At 65.2% G+C, this 15,395-nt stretch carries 16 protein-coding genes; 8 read left to right on the top strand and 8 right to left on the bottom strand.

Going from position 1 to position 15,395, the window contains the following annotated elements; genetic code table 11:
- Positions 1–11: 11 nt before the first annotated feature.
- The gene (locus AC1ROX_RS16925; RefSeq protein WP_493127170.1) at positions 12–671 is read right to left on the bottom strand and encodes a 2'-5' RNA ligase family protein; all 660 of its coding nucleotides are present in this window, start codon (positions 669–671) and stop codon (positions 12–14) included.
- Between the two features lie 94 nt (positions 672–765).
- Here AC1ROX_RS16925 and AC1ROX_RS16920 point away from each other — a divergent pair, with 94 nt between their 5' ends.
- On the top strand, positions 766–1,134 hold the full coding sequence (locus tag AC1ROX_RS16920; protein WP_493127169.1) for a hypothetical protein: 369 nt from the start codon (positions 766–768) through the stop codon (positions 1,132–1,134).
- 1 nt (position 1,135) lies between these two features.
- Here the strand turns inward: AC1ROX_RS16920 and AC1ROX_RS16915 are convergent, their stop codons facing one another.
- Genes AC1ROX_RS16915 through AC1ROX_RS16900 form a run of 4 tightly spaced genes read right to left on the bottom strand, consistent with a single transcriptional unit; the run spans position 1,136 to position 3,686 of the window.
- Complete coding sequence (locus AC1ROX_RS16915; RefSeq protein WP_493127167.1) at positions 1,136–1,558, bottom strand: hypothetical protein; 423 nt, start codon at positions 1,556–1,558, stop codon at positions 1,136–1,138.
- A 9-nt stretch (positions 1,559–1,567) separates the two neighbouring features.
- The gene (locus AC1ROX_RS16910; protein ID WP_493127165.1) at positions 1,568–2,356 is read right to left on the bottom strand and encodes a 2-keto-4-pentenoate hydratase; all 789 of its coding nucleotides are present in this window, start codon (positions 2,354–2,356) and stop codon (positions 1,568–1,570) included.
- Positions 2,357–2,385: 29 nt separating this feature from the next.
- On the bottom strand, positions 2,386–2,871 hold the full coding sequence (locus tag AC1ROX_RS16905; protein ID WP_493127163.1) for a cupin domain-containing protein: 486 nt from the start codon (positions 2,869–2,871) through the stop codon (positions 2,386–2,388).
- Between the two features lie 26 nt (positions 2,872–2,897).
- On the bottom strand, positions 2,898–3,686 hold the full coding sequence (locus AC1ROX_RS16900; RefSeq protein WP_493127161.1) for a 2-keto-4-pentenoate hydratase: 789 nt from the start codon (positions 3,684–3,686) through the stop codon (positions 2,898–2,900).
- Between the two features lie 141 nt (positions 3,687–3,827).
- On the opposite strand from AC1ROX_RS16900, the gene AC1ROX_RS16895 reads away from it, so the two are divergent.
- From AC1ROX_RS16895 to AC1ROX_RS16870, 6 genes are all read left to right on the top strand, one after another.
- The gene (locus AC1ROX_RS16895; protein ID WP_493127159.1) at positions 3,828–5,303 is read left to right on the top strand and encodes a glycosyltransferase family 2 protein; all 1,476 of its coding nucleotides are present in this window, start codon (positions 3,828–3,830) and stop codon (positions 5,301–5,303) included.
- On the top strand, positions 5,300–5,461 hold the full coding sequence (locus AC1ROX_RS16890; protein WP_493127157.1) for a hypothetical protein: 162 nt from the start codon (positions 5,300–5,302) through the stop codon (positions 5,459–5,461). The genes AC1ROX_RS16895 and AC1ROX_RS16890 overlap by 4 nt, the downstream gene beginning before the upstream one ends.
- 166 nt (positions 5,462–5,627) lie before the next feature.
- On the top strand, positions 5,628–6,887 hold the full coding sequence (locus tag AC1ROX_RS16885) for a surface lipoprotein assembly modifier (RefSeq protein WP_493127155.1): 1,260 nt from the start codon (positions 5,628–5,630) through the stop codon (positions 6,885–6,887).
- Between the two features lie 77 nt (positions 6,888–6,964).
- Complete coding sequence (locus AC1ROX_RS16880; protein ID WP_493127153.1) at positions 6,965–8,014, top strand: PIG-L family deacetylase; 1,050 nt, start codon at positions 6,965–6,967, stop codon at positions 8,012–8,014.
- Positions 8,015–8,017: 3 nt separating this feature from the next.
- Positions 8,018–8,989, top strand: coding sequence for an ATP-grasp domain-containing protein (locus tag AC1ROX_RS16875; protein ID WP_493127151.1), 972 nt, complete (start codon positions 8,018–8,020; stop codon positions 8,987–8,989).
- A complete protein-coding gene (locus tag AC1ROX_RS16870; protein WP_493127149.1) occupies positions 8,962–9,591 on the top strand; it encodes a histidine phosphatase family protein in 630 nt (209 codons plus the stop codon). The genes AC1ROX_RS16875 and AC1ROX_RS16870 overlap by 28 nt, the downstream gene beginning before the upstream one ends.
- A gap of 60 nt (positions 9,592–9,651) precedes the next feature.
- Here AC1ROX_RS16870 and AC1ROX_RS16865 read toward each other — a convergent pair whose 3' ends face one another.
- The 3 genes from AC1ROX_RS16865 to AC1ROX_RS16855 all read right to left on the bottom strand — a co-directional run bounded on the left by AC1ROX_RS16865 (position 9,652) and on the right by AC1ROX_RS16855 (position 14,511).
- Positions 9,652–11,907, bottom strand: coding sequence for a 3-hydroxyacyl-CoA dehydrogenase NAD-binding domain-containing protein (locus tag AC1ROX_RS16865; protein ID WP_493127655.1), 2,256 nt, complete (start codon positions 11,905–11,907; stop codon positions 9,652–9,654).
- Between the two features lie 121 nt (positions 11,908–12,028).
- Positions 12,029–13,240 (bottom strand): acetyl-CoA C-acetyltransferase, encoded by a 1,212-nt coding sequence (locus AC1ROX_RS16860; RefSeq protein WP_493127147.1) that lies wholly within the window; start codon positions 13,238–13,240, stop codon positions 12,029–12,031.
- Positions 13,241–13,371: 131 nt separating this feature from the next.
- On the bottom strand, positions 13,372–14,511 hold the full coding sequence (locus AC1ROX_RS16855) for an acyl-CoA dehydrogenase family protein (protein ID WP_493127145.1): 1,140 nt from the start codon (positions 14,509–14,511) through the stop codon (positions 13,372–13,374).
- Between the two features lie 132 nt (positions 14,512–14,643).
- On the opposite strand from AC1ROX_RS16855, the gene map reads away from it, so the two are divergent.
- Complete coding sequence (gene map, locus AC1ROX_RS16850; protein ID WP_493127143.1) at positions 14,644–15,390, top strand: type I methionyl aminopeptidase; 747 nt, start codon at positions 14,644–14,646, stop codon at positions 15,388–15,390.
- The last annotated feature ends 5 nt before the right edge of the window (positions 15,391–15,395 follow it).

Raw genomic sequence — 15,395 nt, 5'->3', positions numbered from 1 at the left:
TCTCGAAGATCTCAGCCGAGCGGGATGCGCGCGATGTGGCGGTGCGTGGTCTGGCCGATCAGGCTGTGCACCAGAACGATCTCGCGGACCGTCCAGGTAATGGGCTCGACGGGCTCAGCCTCGATGTGCCGTCCGTCGTAGAGCAAGGTCACGTGCGGTGTGTATCGCCGCGCGGGACGCGGGCTGTCGTCGAGCGAATCGCTAAGGCGTTGCTGCAGCACTTCCATGCCGACGGTCGAGTCGTCGCCCGTCAGCACGAGCGCGCCGTTGGTGAAGCTCATCAGCCGGTCGAAGCCGACCCGGAACGACGGCATCGGGATTTCGCCGGCGCGCGCCACCCAGCCTTCGATCTCGTCCGCGTCCGGCAGGCCATGGCCCTCGTGCACGGTCGACAGCGTGACATGGAAATGCCCGGTCTTGAGAAGCCGGCCCGTCAGGCCATGGCGGGCACGCCAGGCGGCGGCGCGCTCTGAAATTCGCTCGGCCGTCTCAGCGTCCGGCAGGGCGGCGAAGAACAGCCTATCCGTGAAACCTGGGCTGGTGCGGCGCAAGCCGGCATGGCGCCGCCGGAGGCGATCCACAGCGAGACGGGGACGACTCTGCTCCGGCCGCAGCGCCAACGGCTGGCGGCCTCCAAAACCCTCGGTCGGTCCTCCGGAAAATACGGCCACGGCCTGCCTCCTCAGCTCTTTGTTCATGATATGTTCCATATGGGGATAAAGCAACAGCGCGGGGCTACCCCGAAACATTTGATACGATAGGGCCATGCAGATCCGCGGTTTCTACGAATTCAGCCATACACTCGACGTCCTCGACGCCGACAGCCATGGCTTCTCCCCGACCGACGTCGTGCGCGTCGACCGGTTCTGGGCCTACGGCGATATGCACGACAGCTCGGCAGGGTTCGTGCTGCAGCTGCGCGACGGCCGGCATGCCTATGCCGAGTTCCTGCACTGGCACGGCTTCGAGCAGGACGAGGATTTCAGGATCGACGTGGAGATGCTGGAGGGTGCCGAGCTGCCGACCGCGCCGCTACGCGAGCCCCTGCCCGGCGCCGAGCCCTGGCCGCCGGGCGGCTGGTCAGACGAGACGGCGCATCTCGATCGCCTCTTGCTCCAGGGCGAGGCGGGCTGAACTACTTCTTCGTCGCCTGCTCGCGCAGCGTTTCGGCGATCTTCTTGGCGTCGTAGGTCGGATAGAACTCGGTGCGGAACGCCTTCCACGCGCCCTGCTCGACCGCACGGTTGACCTCGCGCAGGCGCGCCGGCGGCACGCGCAGGGTCACGATGTAACCGAGGCCCATCGCGATGTACCAGGACTCGACCTGGATGCCCTCGGGCGGGAACTTCGCCCAGAAGCCCTGCTCGGCCTGGATCTTGTTGATCTCGTCCAGGTTCATCGTCTGGTCATGCCGCATGATGACCGTGAGCAGGATGTAGTCCGACGGCGTCGCCGCGGGGCCGGGCACGGCGGCGGCCGGCGGTGCCGGAGTCTGGGCCGCGGCCGGGAACGCGAACATCAACGCCGCGACGGCGAACGAAACTCCGAACCGCTCCATGGCGATCTCCTACTTGATCGTGATCTCCGTCGAGCCGAGTCCTTCGAACTCGGTCTTCGCAACGCCGGTGCCGGGCAGGAACGCCGGCGGATGGACCGAGCCGGTCAGCACGAGGTCACCGGCCTTCAGGTGCTTGCCGTGCTTGTTGAGCGCGTTGGCGAGCCAGGCGAGCGAGATCATCGCGCCGCCCATGACGGCGCTGCCGGGCCCTGCGGCCAGTTCCTTGCCGTCGAGCATGGAGCGGCCCTTGAGGCCTGCGAAGTCGAGCTTCTGCCAGTCCTTAATCTCGGTGCCGACGACCAGCGCGGCTTGCAGCACGTTATCGGCGATGCGTGCCGGGCCGGTCATCTTGGTGACGTCGACATAGCGGTTGTCGACCAGCTCCATGCCGCAATGGAGCGCGCCGACATGGGCGCGGATGCTGTCGGCGGTGTAGGGCGCGCCGCCGGCCGGCGCATCCTTGGAAATGCGGGCGACCAGCTCGGGCTCGATGCCGGGCTTCAGCGGCCATCCCTTCTCGAATGCCGCCCCGCTCTGGCGCAGGCCGCTGTGATAGACGCCGGCGAAGACCGGGCCCGAGAGCTTCAGCGGCTCGTATTGCGTCGGGAGCGTCAGCGCGATCTTCCAGCCGGCGAACTTGTCGCCGGCGGCGGCGTAGAGATCGTGGACCGCGAACTGGACCTTGTAGGCATCGGCCTCGGAGAGGCCGGCCGTCGCCGCAATGATATCCATCGGCTTCTGCGAGCGCCTTCCCTCGGCGATCTTTTCGGCGAGTGCGGCGATTTCCTTGGCATCCACGGCAATTCTCCCAACTTGAGGCAGGAACGTTACTTCGGCTCGCGGTCGTAATAGTCGACCGTGTTCTCCGCGCGGAACATCTTCCAGAGCTTGATCGCCCCGCGCGGTCCCGACACGACCATCACCTTGCCGGAATCCGGATACTCGCAGGCATCCAGCTCGACCCGCGTCGACAGGGATAGATAACGCATCGGCACCGTGCCGGTGTTGATGATCTGGTGCGCCACCTCCGGGCCGCCCGTCGGGCAGGCGATGACGTCGTGCTTTCGGATCGAATGGCGCTCCTTGCCGAACCGCAACTCGCCCTCGCCTTCCAGGATGAGGAACATCTCCTCCTCACCGTGATGGCTATGGAAAGGGCATTGGGCCTTGCCCGGCGGCAGGATCGTCAGGTTGTAGCCGAGGTTCTTCGCACCGATCTGGTCACTGAAGCGGGCGCGGCTGGACGTGTAGACGCCGTTCTCCTCGACGTCGTCGAACTGGACATCGTCGAGGTTCATGATCGGCTTCACCATGCCCGCCTCCGCAGTCAGGGATACTCTTACTTGACGGTGATCTCCGCGCCGCCCAGTCCGACGAACTCGGTCTTGGAGACGCCGGGGCCCGGCAGGAACTGCGGCGGGTGCACGGAGCCGGTCAGGATCATGTCGCCCGCCTTCAGCTGCTTGCCGTTGGCGATCAGCTTGTTGGCGAGCCAGGCCAGCGAGATCATCGCGCCGCCCATCACGTTGCTGCCGGGACCGGCGCCGATCTCCTTGCCCTCGAACTCGGAGCGGCCCTTCACGTTGGCGAAGTCGGTCTTCTGCCAGTCCTTGATCTCGGTGCCGACGATGCAAGCGGCCTGCAGCACGTCGTCGGCGATGCGGCCCGGGCCGCCCAGCTTGGAAACGTCGCCGTAGCGGTTCTCGACGACTTCCATGCCGCAATAGAGGTTGGACACGAAGGCCTGGATCGACTGGGCGGTGTATTCCGTACCGGCCGGCACGTCCTTGCCCATGCGTGCGACCATCTCGCATTCGACGCCGGCCTTCAGCGGCCAGCCCTTCTCGAACACCGCGCCGCTCTGCTTGATGCCGCTGGTGTAGAGGCCGGCGAAGGCCGGGCCCGAGAGCTTCAGCGGCTCGTACTGCGCGGGAACGGCGAAGGCTACCTTCCAGCCCGCGAGCTTCCAGCCGGCGGCCTCGAGCTTGTCGTGGACCGCGAACTGGACCTTGTAGGCGTCGGATTCGGAGAGGCCGGCCGTCGCGTCGGCGAGCCAATCCATCGTCGTCTTCGAGCGCCGGCCTTCGACAATACGGTCGGCGAGTGCGGCGATTTCCTTGGCGTCCACGGCGTTTCTCCCTGATTAAAGCTTGGTATTTTGTACTTCGCTCCGGTCCCCGCTCATAGCCCCTGTTCGGTGTCCTCACCGCAATTTCGCCACCGTCAACGAGCCTTGCTCGACCGTGGTGCAGCGTGACAATGGAAGCTGATGATCGATGCCCTGATAACGATCTGCCTGGTCTTCGTATTGCTGGGCATGGTGCCGACATTGGCCACGTTCGCGCAGTTCCTGCTCGTGGGCCTGCACGGTCGCTGGAACCATTATGCGCAGTGCGCCGACCATACGCCGCGCGTGGCCTTCATCCTGCCGGCATGGAACGAGGCCGACGTCCTCGGCGCCAGCATTGATTCACTGATGAGCATCGATTATCCGCCGGGCGCGTGGCGTCTGTACATCGTCGACGATGCCAGCACCGACAACACCCCCGAGGTCATGCGCGCGAAGATGGCGCAGTATCCCGGGTCGGTGTTCCACCTGCGCCGCGACAAGGGCGGCCAAGGCAAGGCGCATACGCTCAACCACGGGATCCAGCAGATCCTGGCCGAGGACTGGGCCGAGGCGATCATGATCACGGACGCCGACGTCCTGTTCGAACCTTTGACACTGCGGCGCATGGCGCGGCATTTCGCCGACCCCAAGGTGGGCGGCGTTACCGCCTATGTGAAAGAAGGAAGCGAGCCCCCCAGCCTGCTGTCGCGCTTCATCACCTTCGAATATGTGACGGCCCAGGCGGCTGCGCGGCGGGCGCAGAACGTGGCCGGCGGCATCCCCTGCATGGCCGGCGGCGCACAACTCCACAGCCGCGAGAACCTGATCGCCATCGGCGGCCGGATCGACACAAGCACGCTCGCCGAAGATACCTACACCACCATCAAGACGCAGATATGCGGCCGTCGCGCGATATTCGACCCCAATGCTGTCGTCTGGGCCGAGGAGCCCGATAGCCTGACGGCTCTGTGGAAACAGCGCCTGCGCTGGGGACGCGGCAATTTGCAGATCACCATGGCTTTCCGTGACCTTTGGTTTCGGCCGAGCCACAGCGCCCTTTTCGGCAATCTCGCCTTCGGCGTGCTGTGGTTCAGCATCGCCCTCATGCCGGTCTTCATGATCCTGGGCGCGGTCGGGCTGGTCGGCCTGTACTATCTGTGGCCGCCATGGGCGCCTCTGGCCTTCAGCGCGCTGTGGGGTGTGACCTTCATCAGCTATCTGTTCCAGACGCTCTATTCGTTCCTGATCGATCCGCAGGCGGCCAGGCGCTCCTGGTTCGAGGGCTTCGCTTTCCCAGGCCTGCTCTCGGTCGGCGTGATGCTCCTGGCCATACTGAGGCTCACGCCCTTCACCGCTCCCGCCAGCTGGCTTAAACCCGGCGAATTCACCTGGGGTGAAGTGGGAGTCCTTGTCATCCTGTCCTGGTCGGCGCTCTCGACCCTGGCGGCATGGGGTGTCTACCGTGTCGACCGGCTGGGCGCGCCCAAGTGGCTGCGCAACATCCTGCTGGCATTGGTCGGCTACGGCCCCTTGTTGTGCGCCATCTCGGCGGCCGCAATCATCGGCCAGCTCAGGAGTTCCGACCTGAAATGGGACAAGACGATAAAGTCGGGCAAGGTGAGGCTGCCAACGTGACCCCTGCGGAACAGCCTCCGTCCTACGTGAAACCGGTCGATATGTTCGACAGAATACAGACCGAAGATATGGCGCAAGAGGTCCGCATCCTTTGGTGTGAGATCGGCGTCATCGCCTTTCTGGTCTTGCTGGTGGCCATCTACTTAATTGTCGCATAAAAGGCCGCCCGACGGGTGCCACCCGGTTTTTGCTCAAAAGAGATGACCTGGGGATTCGGCCGGCAAAGTTTAAAGGACAAAGGACATAAGAGTGGGCTTCTCGAGCAGAAAGGGCGCGGTGTTACTGATGGCTGGCTGCAGCATCAGCTCGTTGCCTGGGGATCTCGTGCCGCCCGTCCAAGCCCAGCAAGCCTGCCAGATCGACGAAGCGCAGCGCCTGTTCGGCGAGCAGCCGCGGCCCAACGCCGGCATCGAGCCGTTGCTGCGGGCTTGTGTGGCCGCCGGTGCCACGGACTATCGCGTCTACATGTTCCTGGGTGTCATGGCGCGCGACGCCGGCGATCGCGAACGCGCCATCGGCTACCTGCGCAAGGCCCATGAAATGGACCCGGCGGCGCCAAATCCGGCACTCGAGCTGGGCTTCACTCTCGAGGAGAAGCACGCAGACGAGGCGGCCGAGGTCTACGGCGAGATCCTGAAACGCGATCCCGGGAACCGCCCCGCCCTGCTGGGCATGGGACGCATCGACCGAGGGAAGAACCGGCTTGAGAAGGCACGCGCGATCTACGAGCAACTTCTTGCAGTCAACCCCAACGATCCGGATGCGCTGAACGGATTGGCCTGGCTCCAACTCGCCGATCGCAATCGCGTCGCGGGAAGCAAGGGCTTCGAACATGTGCTCGCGTTGGACCCGAACAATGCCGAAGCCAAGATCGGCCTGGCCAAGAGCAAGGACGTCTACCGCTATTCGTTCGACGCCCTCGGCAACGTCGTGACGACGGCAAGCGGTACATCCTGGGGCTTCGGCGGTACTGCGCTGCTCGGGTTCACGGCCTTCGATACCCTCGAACTGGCCGAGACGCATTTCGGCAACGAGATCCAGACGCTGACGGCGGCCGGCCTCGCCACGTTGCCGTCCGACGATGTCCGTATCGGCTGGCATCGGCTCGTGCCTCTCTCCTACGCCACTTCGCTGGTCTACGACTTTCGCGGCCACAAGAGCCTGCCCACCGAACACTGGATCGACGCCAGCGCGACCATCTATCTCACTGACTATCTGCGCTGGACCGGCGGCTACCGTCAGATGTTCGGCGCCTCTCAGTGGGACGGCCGCCTGATCCGCACCGGACTGAGCGCCTCGCTGTCGCCCTCGTTCGAGGTGAGCGCGATGGCCTACAACGCGGCGCAGGCCATCTTCAACAACTACCAGTACATCTGGAGCTGGGTCGTCGACGTGACCTACTACGGCCCCCACAACATGCTGGTCGTTGCTGGCGTCGGTTACAGCCCGACCATCAACAACGTCGACCTGCATGCCCGCACGATCCTGCCGGTGACCGACCGCATCGCGTTGCAACTCATCGCCGGCTACAACTCCATCAACCTCGACACTCGCGTCAGCGCCGGTATCCGCTTCACCTGGTAATTTCCATGCCGATAACCAAGAACGCAAAGCACGAAAAGACACGCCTGCGCATTGTCGGGACGGTGGCCGAACAGCCATTGAGCATCCTGCTGGTCGACAGCGACGAAGCGTCCTTCCAGGAGGCCCGGCATGTCCTGCACAACTTGCCGAACACGACCCTGAAGTATGCGACCACCGCCGAGGCTGCCTCTGCCTTGTTCGCGGCCGAGCATTTCGATCTGGTCGTGGTCGATCCTGGGACGCTGCCGGGCGGCTTCGACCTCCTGACCGAGATCAAGGACAATCACCGCTGGGTCGCCACCCTGGTCGTGACCGATCTCCAGACTCCACAGTTCATGCGACAGGTCGTCAAATGCCGGATCGACGGGATCCTGTTCCGGCCGCTTACGCCCGAAGAATTCGTCGAGCAAGTGCTCCTGCTGGCAAAGGCGGTCCGCCTCAGTCGACAGCATCAGCAGAAGCGCGTGCTGGCGATCGGCGCTCATCCGGACGATGTCGAAATCGGTTGCGGCGGCACGCTCGCCCGGCATCACGCCAAGGGCGACATGCTGAACATCCTGACGCTCTCGCGCGGTGCTGCGGGCGGCGACGTCAACCTCCGCACCACCGAGGCGCACCGGGCCGCCGACATACTTGGTGCGAATCTAAAGCTTGCCAGTCTCCGCGACGCCCACATCAGCGAGGGCGTGGCCACGATCGAGATCATCGAGGCTGCGGTCAGGGAGCTGCAGCCTACGCACATCTACACCCATTGCGCGGAGGACACTCACCAGGACCACCGCGCCGTTCATGCCGCCAGCCTGGTGGCGACGCGCAGCGTGGCAAACGTCTTCTGCTACCAGTCGCCGTCCTCAACGGTGGAGTTCCGCCCCCGTCGATTCGTCGATATCACCCATTTCATCGGGCAAAAGATCAAGGTGATCGACGCCTATCACAGCCAGGTCGAGCGCATGGAGTCGATCCAGAGCGAAGTGATCGTAGCGACCGCACGCTATTGGGGCCGCTTTGCCGGATACGTTCTGGCCGAACCGCTGAAGGTCGTTCGTGAGCGCAAGGGCGATCCGCCGGCCGGGAACGACACCGAAAACCAGGCGCAGCAATCCGCCGCAAACAATGACGAGGATTGATCGATGCGCCTGCTGATCACCGGAGCGGGCGGTGCAGCCGCGATCAGCGTCTGGAAAAGCCTTGCGGCCGGGCACGAGCTTCACATGGCCGACATGGACCCGCTGGCCTCCGGCCTCTATCTCGTCCCGGAGTCCCAGCGCCTGATCATTCCCCGCGGCGACGATCCGCGGCTGCTCGACGTCCTGCATGACGCCTGCAGAGCGCGCCGCATCGAGATGTTGCTGCCTACCGTCGATGCCGAACTCTTTCCCGTCGCGGCGGCGCGCGCCAAGTTCGAGGCGATCGGCGTCACGTTGCCGATCTCGCCCGCCGAGTGCCTGCGCCTTTGCCGCGATAAACAGCTCCTGCTCGATCGCGTCAAAGGAGAGATCCCGGTTCCCGACTATGAGCCACTGACCCAGGAAGCAGCCGACCGCGTCGAGTCTTTTCCGCGCTTCGTGAAGCCACGGCTCGGCGCCGGTTCGCGCGGTATCGCCAGGATCGAGTGCCGCGAGGACTTCGACACCCAGCCCAAGGACGGCTCGGTACTCCTTCAGGAATACCTGCCAGGCGAGGAGTTCTCGGTCGACGTCTACGTTCGGCGCGATGGTATCGTCGTGGGCGCGGTGCCGCGCGAGAGGATGAAGGTCGATTCCGGCATCGCCATCGCCTCGCGCACCGTCGATTTGCCGGAAGTCATCCAGGCGGCGATCCGGACGGCGGAGATCATCGGCATCCGCGGTGTCGCCAACGTTCAGTTCAAGCGGGCGGCCGACGGGGTGTTCAAGCTGCTCGAGGTCAACCCCCGCTTTCCCGGAACCTTGCCGCTGACGGCAGCAGCCGGTGTCGACATCCCCAAGCTGATGGTCGACGAGGCCATGGGACTGCCGATGCCCGACAGGCTGATGCCATTCAAGGAATTGATGGTCGTGCGGTACTGGACCGAACGCTATTTCGATCCGCGGGAATGGGAGGCGCTGTGCCCCCGGCAGTGACGTGGCTCGTCCGCCACGGCCAAAGCACATCGAACGCCGGCCTTCCGGCGGTCGGGCATGGCGAGGTGCCACTGACGGAACTGGGGCACGAACAGGCGCGTCAGGTCGCCCGCCGGGTCGAGCGGCAGCCCGATCTGCTGATCGTGTCGCCTTTCCTCCGTGCCGAGGCAACCGCCGAGCCGATCCGCGCCCGCTGGCCGACGACACCCATCGAGACGTGGCCGATCCAGGAACTCACCTATCTCAGTCCGGCGCGGTGCCGTGGCACGACCGCCGATACGCGCCGGCCCTGGGCCGAAGATTATTGGCGGCGATGCGATCCGGATTATTGCGATGGGCCGGATGCCGAATCCTTCCGCGCCTTCGCGGGCCGCCTAGGCGACTTCCACCGTCGCCTGCTGGCACTCGACGGCGGCTTCGTGATCGCCGTCGGACATGGCCAATTCTTCCGCGCCTACCTGATGGCCCTCGAAGAGGGATTTGCCGTCACGCCGGCCTGGATGCGCGGCTACCGGGTGAATGAAACCAACCGGCCGATGATCAATGGCGACGTCATCGAACTGGATGGCGAGATGATCGCGCAGGCGCCGGTCGCGGATTAGATCCCGCGTCGGTGCCCTGGAGAGCACAGACGCGGGTCGAACAGCGTTTCGCGAGGCTGCCTACGCCGCCTTCGCCGCATGGTAGTTGGCGTAGAAGCTCTCGCCCTTCGCCGCCATGTCGCGCAGCAGCTTCGGGACCTCGAACTGGGCGCCGTACTTCTTGGCGAACTCGTCGCATTCGGCGACGAACTTCTGGATGCCGACCTGGTCGATCAGACTGATCGCCCCGCCGGTCTGCGGCGCGAAGCCCAGGCCCATGATCGAGCCCACATCGCCGTCCTGTGGGTTGGTCAGCACGTTGCTCTCGAGGCAACGCGCGGTGTCGACCGCCTGCACGTAAAGAAGACGCTTCTTGATCTCGTCCTCCTTGGCGCGCTTGTCCTCGCCCTCGCCGTAGAGCAGCGCCGCATCGGCCGGGAAGTACGTCTGCAGCTCCGGCCAGAGGCGCTTCTTGCCGTCGGCCGGATACTCGTAGAAACCCTTGCCGTTCTTGCGGCCGAAGCGCTCCAGCTTCTTGACCATCAGCTCCAGCACGTCGTCAGCGCCCGAGCCCTGGTACTTCTGGCCCGCCGCCTCGGCGTCGCGCTTGGTCTGGTCCATGATCTTCCACGACAGGTCGATGGCGACCTCGTCGTTGAGCGACAGCGGGCCGACCGGCATACCGGCATAGCGCGCGCAGTTCTCGATCATGGCGGCGGGGATGCCCTCCTTCAGCATGCGATGGCCCTCGGTGATGAAGGCGCCGCAGACGCGGGAGGTGAAGAAGCCGCGGCTGTCGTTCACGACGATCGGCGTCTTGCGGATCTTCTGGACGAAGTCGAGGGCACGCGCGAGCGTCTCCTGCGAGGTCTTCTGGCCGACGATGATCTCGACCAGCGGCATCTTCTCGACCGGCGAGAAGAAGTGCAGGCCGATGAAGTGATCGGGCCGCGACGAGGCTTCGGCGAGGCCGGTGATCGGAAGCGTCGAGGTGTTCGACGCGAACACCGCGGTCTTCGGCAGGGCGGCCTCGGCCTTCTTCGTGGCCTCCGCCTTCACTTCGCGGTTCTCGAACACGGCCTCGATCACGAGGTCGCAATCCTTGAGCGCGCCGAAGTCCGGCGTCGCCGTGACCTTGGCCAGCAGCGCGTCGACCTTCGCCTGGTCGAGGCGCTTGCGCTTCACCAGTTTGCCCAGCTCGTCGGCGATGTGCGCCTTGCCCTTGTCGGCAGCCGCCTGGTCGCGGTCGAGCAGCACGATGTCGAGACCGGCCTGCACCGAAACGGTGGCGATGCCCGCACCCATGAGGCCGGCGCCCAGCACGCCGATCTTCTTGTACTCCTGCTTGGGCACGCCCTTGGGCCGGCGCACCAGCTTGTTGGCTTCCTGCAGGCCGAAGAACAGCGTGCGGATCATGCTCTTGGCGACGGGGTCGCGCAGCAGCGAGACGAAGTAGCGCGTCTCGACCTTGAGCGCGGAGTCGAACGGCAGCTGCAGGCCCTCGTAGACGCAGCTCATGATCGCCTTCGGCGCCGGATAGATGCCGTTGGTCTTGCCGCGGATCATGGCGCTGCCGCCGATGAAGGTCATGACGCCCGGCGGGCTCCACACCTGGCCGCCGGGGAAGCCCGGCACCTTGAAGCCCTTGCGGTCCCACGGCTGCACGGCGCGGCCGTCGATCGCCTTGGCGCCCTTGCCGGCGAATTCCGGCACCATCTGCTCGGTCGCCGGCGCCGTCAGCCAGGCCTTGGCCCGGGCCAGCAGCTCGTTCGCCGGCACGACCTCGTGGATCAGGCCGAGGCTCTTGGCGGCATCGACGGTGAGGTCCTTGCCTTCGAGCAGGATGGGCGCGGCGTTCTGGACGCCGATCAGGCGCGGGATGCGCTGCGTGCCGCCGCCGCCCGGCAACAGTCCGATCTTCACCTCGGGCTGGCCGAGCTTGGTCTTCGGATTGGCCGCGGCGATGCGATAGTGCGTGGCCAGGCAGATCTCGAAGCCGCCACCCAGCGCCGTGCCGTTGATCGCAGCCACGATCGGCTTGCCGGCGGTCTCCTGCTCGCGGAACATCCGCTGCAGCTGGCTGAACTGCTCCATCAGCTTCGACGCATCGGACGTGTCGAGGGCCAGGATCATCTCCAGGTCGGCGCCGGCGATGAAGCTGTCCTTGGCCGAGGTGATGATGATGCCCTTGACGTTCTCATCCTTCAGCGCGGTGCCGAGCGCGCCGGCATAGGCCGTCAGCGAGGCCTCGTTCAGCACGTTCATCGCGCGATTGGGCATGTCCCAGGTCAGGGTCGCGATGCCGTCCGAATCGACGTTGTAGTTGATCATAGTAATCGTCCTTCAGTTCTTCGCTGGGGGCGCGCCACTTCAGTGGCGCGATCTTCCTTTGCGGCCGGCGATGACGCGCGACTTAAGGGCGGAGGTTACTCCGCCAGCAGTCGCGCGCCCCCAGCCCTTACACGCGCTCGATGATGGTGGCCGTGCCCATGCCGCCGCCGACGCAGAGCGTGGCGAGGCCGGTCGACAGGTTGCGGCGCTCGAGCTCGTCGAGCAGCGTGCCCAGGATCATCGCGCCGGTGGCGCCCAGCGGATGGCCCATGGCGATCGCGCCGCCGTTCACGTTGATCTTGTCATGCGGCATCTTGAGTATCTGCATGTAGCGCAGCACGACCGCGGCGAAGGCCTCGTTCAGCTCGAACAGGTCGATGTCGCCCACCGACATGCCGGCGCGCTTCAGCGCCTTCTCCGAGGCCGGCGCCGGGCCGGTCAGCATGATCGCCGGCTCCGAGCCGATCGAGGCGAAGGAGCGGATGCGGGCGCGCGGCTTGAGGCCCGCCTTCTCGCCGAACTCCTTGGTGCCCACCAGGATCGCGGCGGCGCCGTCGACGATGCCCGACGAATTGCCGGCATGGTGCACGTGGTTCAGCTTCTCGACCTCGGGGTAGCGCTGCTGCGCCACCGCGTTGAAGCCCGGCATCACCTCGCCCTGCATCTTGAAGCTGGGCTCCAGCGAAGCGAGCGTCTGCATGGTCGTGGTCGGGCGCATCAGCTCGTCATGGCCCAGCAGCTCGATGCCGTTCTGGTCACGCACCGGCACGATCGACTTCTTGAAATAGCCGGCGTCCCAGGCAGCCTTGGCGCGCTTCTGCGACTCGACGGCGTAGCTGTCGACGTCGTCGCGGCTCATGCCGTACTTGGTGGCGATCAGGTCGGCCGAGATGCCCTGCGGCACGAAGTACATCGGGATCGCCACGGCCGGGTCGACCGCCCAGGCGCCACCGTCCGAGCCCATCGGCACGCGGCTCATGCTCTCGACGCCGCCGCCGATCGCGGCCTGGCTCTGGCCCGACATGACCTGCGCAGCGGCCATATTGGTGGCTTCGAGGCCCGAGGCGCAGAAGCGGTTGATCTGTACGCCCGAGACGCTCTCGGCGTAGCCCGCCATCACCGACGCAGTGCGCGCGATGTCGGCGCCCTGCTCGCCGATCGGCATGACGCAGCCCAGCACGATGTCGTCGACCAAGTGCGTGTCGAGCTTGTTGCGGTCGCGCACCGCCTGCAGCGCGGTGACGGCGAGACGCACCGGCGTCACTTCGTGCAGGGAGCCATCCTTGCGGCCCTTGCCACGCGGGGTGCGGACGGCGTCGTAGATGTATGCGTCGGTCATGGTCTTCTCCTTCAGCTCAATCTCGAAAGCGAAACATTGTCATCCCGAGCGTAGCGAGGGACCTTTACTGATCCCCAAAGGTCCCTCGCTACGCTCGGGATGACAGTCTTGTTGTCGTTAACGGCCGTGCGTCAGAGCGTCCGGCCAATCAATTCCTTCATGATCTCGTTGGTGCCGCCGTAGATCTTCTGCACGCGGGCGTCGGCGTAGAGGCGCGCGATCGGGTATTCCCACATGTAGCCGTAGCCGCCGTGGAACTGCAGGCACTCGTCGATCAGCTCGCACTGCAGCTCGGTCGTCCAGTACTTGGCCATCGCCGCGGTCGCGACGTCGAGTTCGCCCTTGAGATGCTTCGCGACGCAATCGTCGACGAACACCCGCGCGATATGGGCCTTGGTCTTGAGCTCGGCCAGCTTGAAGCGCGTGTTCTGGAAATCGATGATCTGCTTTCCGAACGCCTTGCGCTCCTTCACGTAGGCCAGCGTGTGCTCCAGCGCCGCCTCGATCGCGGCCACCGCCTGGATGGCGATCACCAGCCGCTCCTGCGGCAGCTGCTGCATCAGCTGCACGAAGCCCATGCCCGGCCCGCCCAGCAGATGATCGGCCGGCACGCGCACGTCCTGGAAGAAGAGCTCCGACGTGTCCTGCGCCTTCATCCCGATCTTCTCGAGATTGCGGCCGCGCTTGAAGCCCTCGCTCCTGGTCTCGACGGCGATCAGCGACGTGCCCTTGGCGCCGAGCGCGGGATCGGTCTTGGCGACCACGATCACGAGGTCGGCGAGCTGGCCGTTGGAGATGAAGGTCTTGGAGCCGTTGATGACCCAGTGGTTGCCGTCCATGACGGCGTTCGTCTTGATCGACTGAAGGTCCGAGCCCGTGCCCGGCTCGGTCATGGCGATGGCTGTTACCAGCTCACCGGAGCAGGCCTTGGGGATCCATTTCTTCTTCTGCTCCTCGGTGCCGTAGTGGAGCAGGTAGGGAACGACGATGTCGTTGTGCAGCGAGAAGGCCGGGCCGGATGCCAGCGCCCGTCCCTGTTCCTCGATCATGATGGCGCTGTAGAGGAAGTCGCAGCCCGCGCCGCCATAGGCCTCGGGCATGGTCATGCCCAAAAGCCCCTGCTCGCCCGCCTTGCGCCACAGCTCGCGCGGCACGATGCCTTCCTTCTCCCACTTCATGTGGAAGGGCGTCACTTCCTTCTCGAAAAAGCGCCGGCAGGTGTCGCGGAACATCTGGTGTTCGGGCGTGTAATGCGCGGCCAAGGCGGTCACGAGCGTCGTCCTCCAACGATCAGGATGGTCAGTCTTCTTGGGAGGACTGTGAGCCGCCGGCGGTTCGTCCGCCAGCACTGGGTAGGTAGTTTACCTTTACGTAAACGTCAACGCCGGCTAGGTAAGGTGATTATGACAGTCGAAAATGAAGACCAGCTCGAGAAGCTGCGTACGATCGGCAGGCTGGTGGCCCGCACCCTCACCGCGATGGGTGCGGCGCTGGAGCCCGGCATGACGACCAAGGAACTGGACGACCTTGGCCGCGCCCTGCTGGAGAAGGAAGGCGCTCGCTCGGCGCCCGAACTCACCTACGATTTCCCCGGCGCGACCTGCATCTCGGTCGGCCCCGACTGCGCCCACGGCATTCCCGACGACACGGCGATCAAGGCGGGCGACCTGATCAACATCGATGTCTCCGCCGAACTGGACGGTTACTTCGGCGACACCGGCGCAAGCTTCGCCGTCCCGCCGACGAGCCCCAAGATCGAACGCCTCTGCGAAGACGGCCGCCGGGCCATGTGGGCCGGAATCCGCGCCGTGAAGCCCGGCGCCCGCCTGAACGAAGTCGGCCGGTCGATCGAGAATTTTGCGAAGAAGAACGGCTACAGCCTGGTGCGCAATCTTGCGAGCCACGGCGTCGGCCGCTCGCTGCACGACGAGCCGTCGGAAATCCCCACCTGGTACGAGAAGCACGACCGCCGCAGGATCACGGAAGGCCTCGTCTTCACGATCGAGCCGTTCCTGTCGCTGGGTGCGGACTACGTCGAAGAAATGGACGACGGATGGACGCTGCGTCCCCCGCTCAACCAGGCCACGGTGCAGTACGAGCACACCCTGGTCGCGACACGTCGCGGACCGCTGATCCTGACGCTCGCCTGAAGGCC

It is taken from the genome of Reyranella sp. GW821-FHT14A01, assembly GCF_058803965.1.
This window is presented reverse-complemented; position numbering and strand designations above follow the sequence as displayed.

Excerpts from the sequence above, each read along its gene's own strand:
- AC1ROX_RS16875 (WP_493127151.1), top strand. The coding sequence starts at position 8,018 with ATGCGCCTGCTGATCACCGGAGCGGGCGGTGCAGCCGCGATCAGCGTC.
- AC1ROX_RS16915 (WP_493127167.1), bottom strand. The coding sequence starts at position 1,558 with ATGGAGCGGTTCGGAGTTTCGTTCGCCGTCGCGGCGTTGATGTTCGCG.
- AC1ROX_RS16860 (WP_493127147.1), bottom strand. The coding sequence starts at position 13,240 with ATGACCGACGCATACATCTACGACGCCGTCCGCACCCCGCGTGGCAAG.
- AC1ROX_RS16870 (WP_493127149.1), top strand. The coding sequence starts at position 8,962 with ATGGGAGGCGCTGTGCCCCCGGCAGTGACGTGGCTCGTCCGCCACGGC.
- AC1ROX_RS16905 (WP_493127163.1), bottom strand. The coding sequence starts at position 2,871 with ATGGTGAAGCCGATCATGAACCTCGACGATGTCCAGTTCGACGACGTC.
- AC1ROX_RS16895 (WP_493127159.1), top strand. The coding sequence starts at position 3,828 with ATGATCGATGCCCTGATAACGATCTGCCTGGTCTTCGTATTGCTGGGC.
- AC1ROX_RS16920 (WP_493127169.1), top strand. The coding sequence starts at position 766 with ATGCAGATCCGCGGTTTCTACGAATTCAGCCATACACTCGACGTCCTC.
- map (WP_493127143.1), top strand. The coding sequence starts at position 14,644 with ATGACAGTCGAAAATGAAGACCAGCTCGAGAAGCTGCGTACGATCGGC.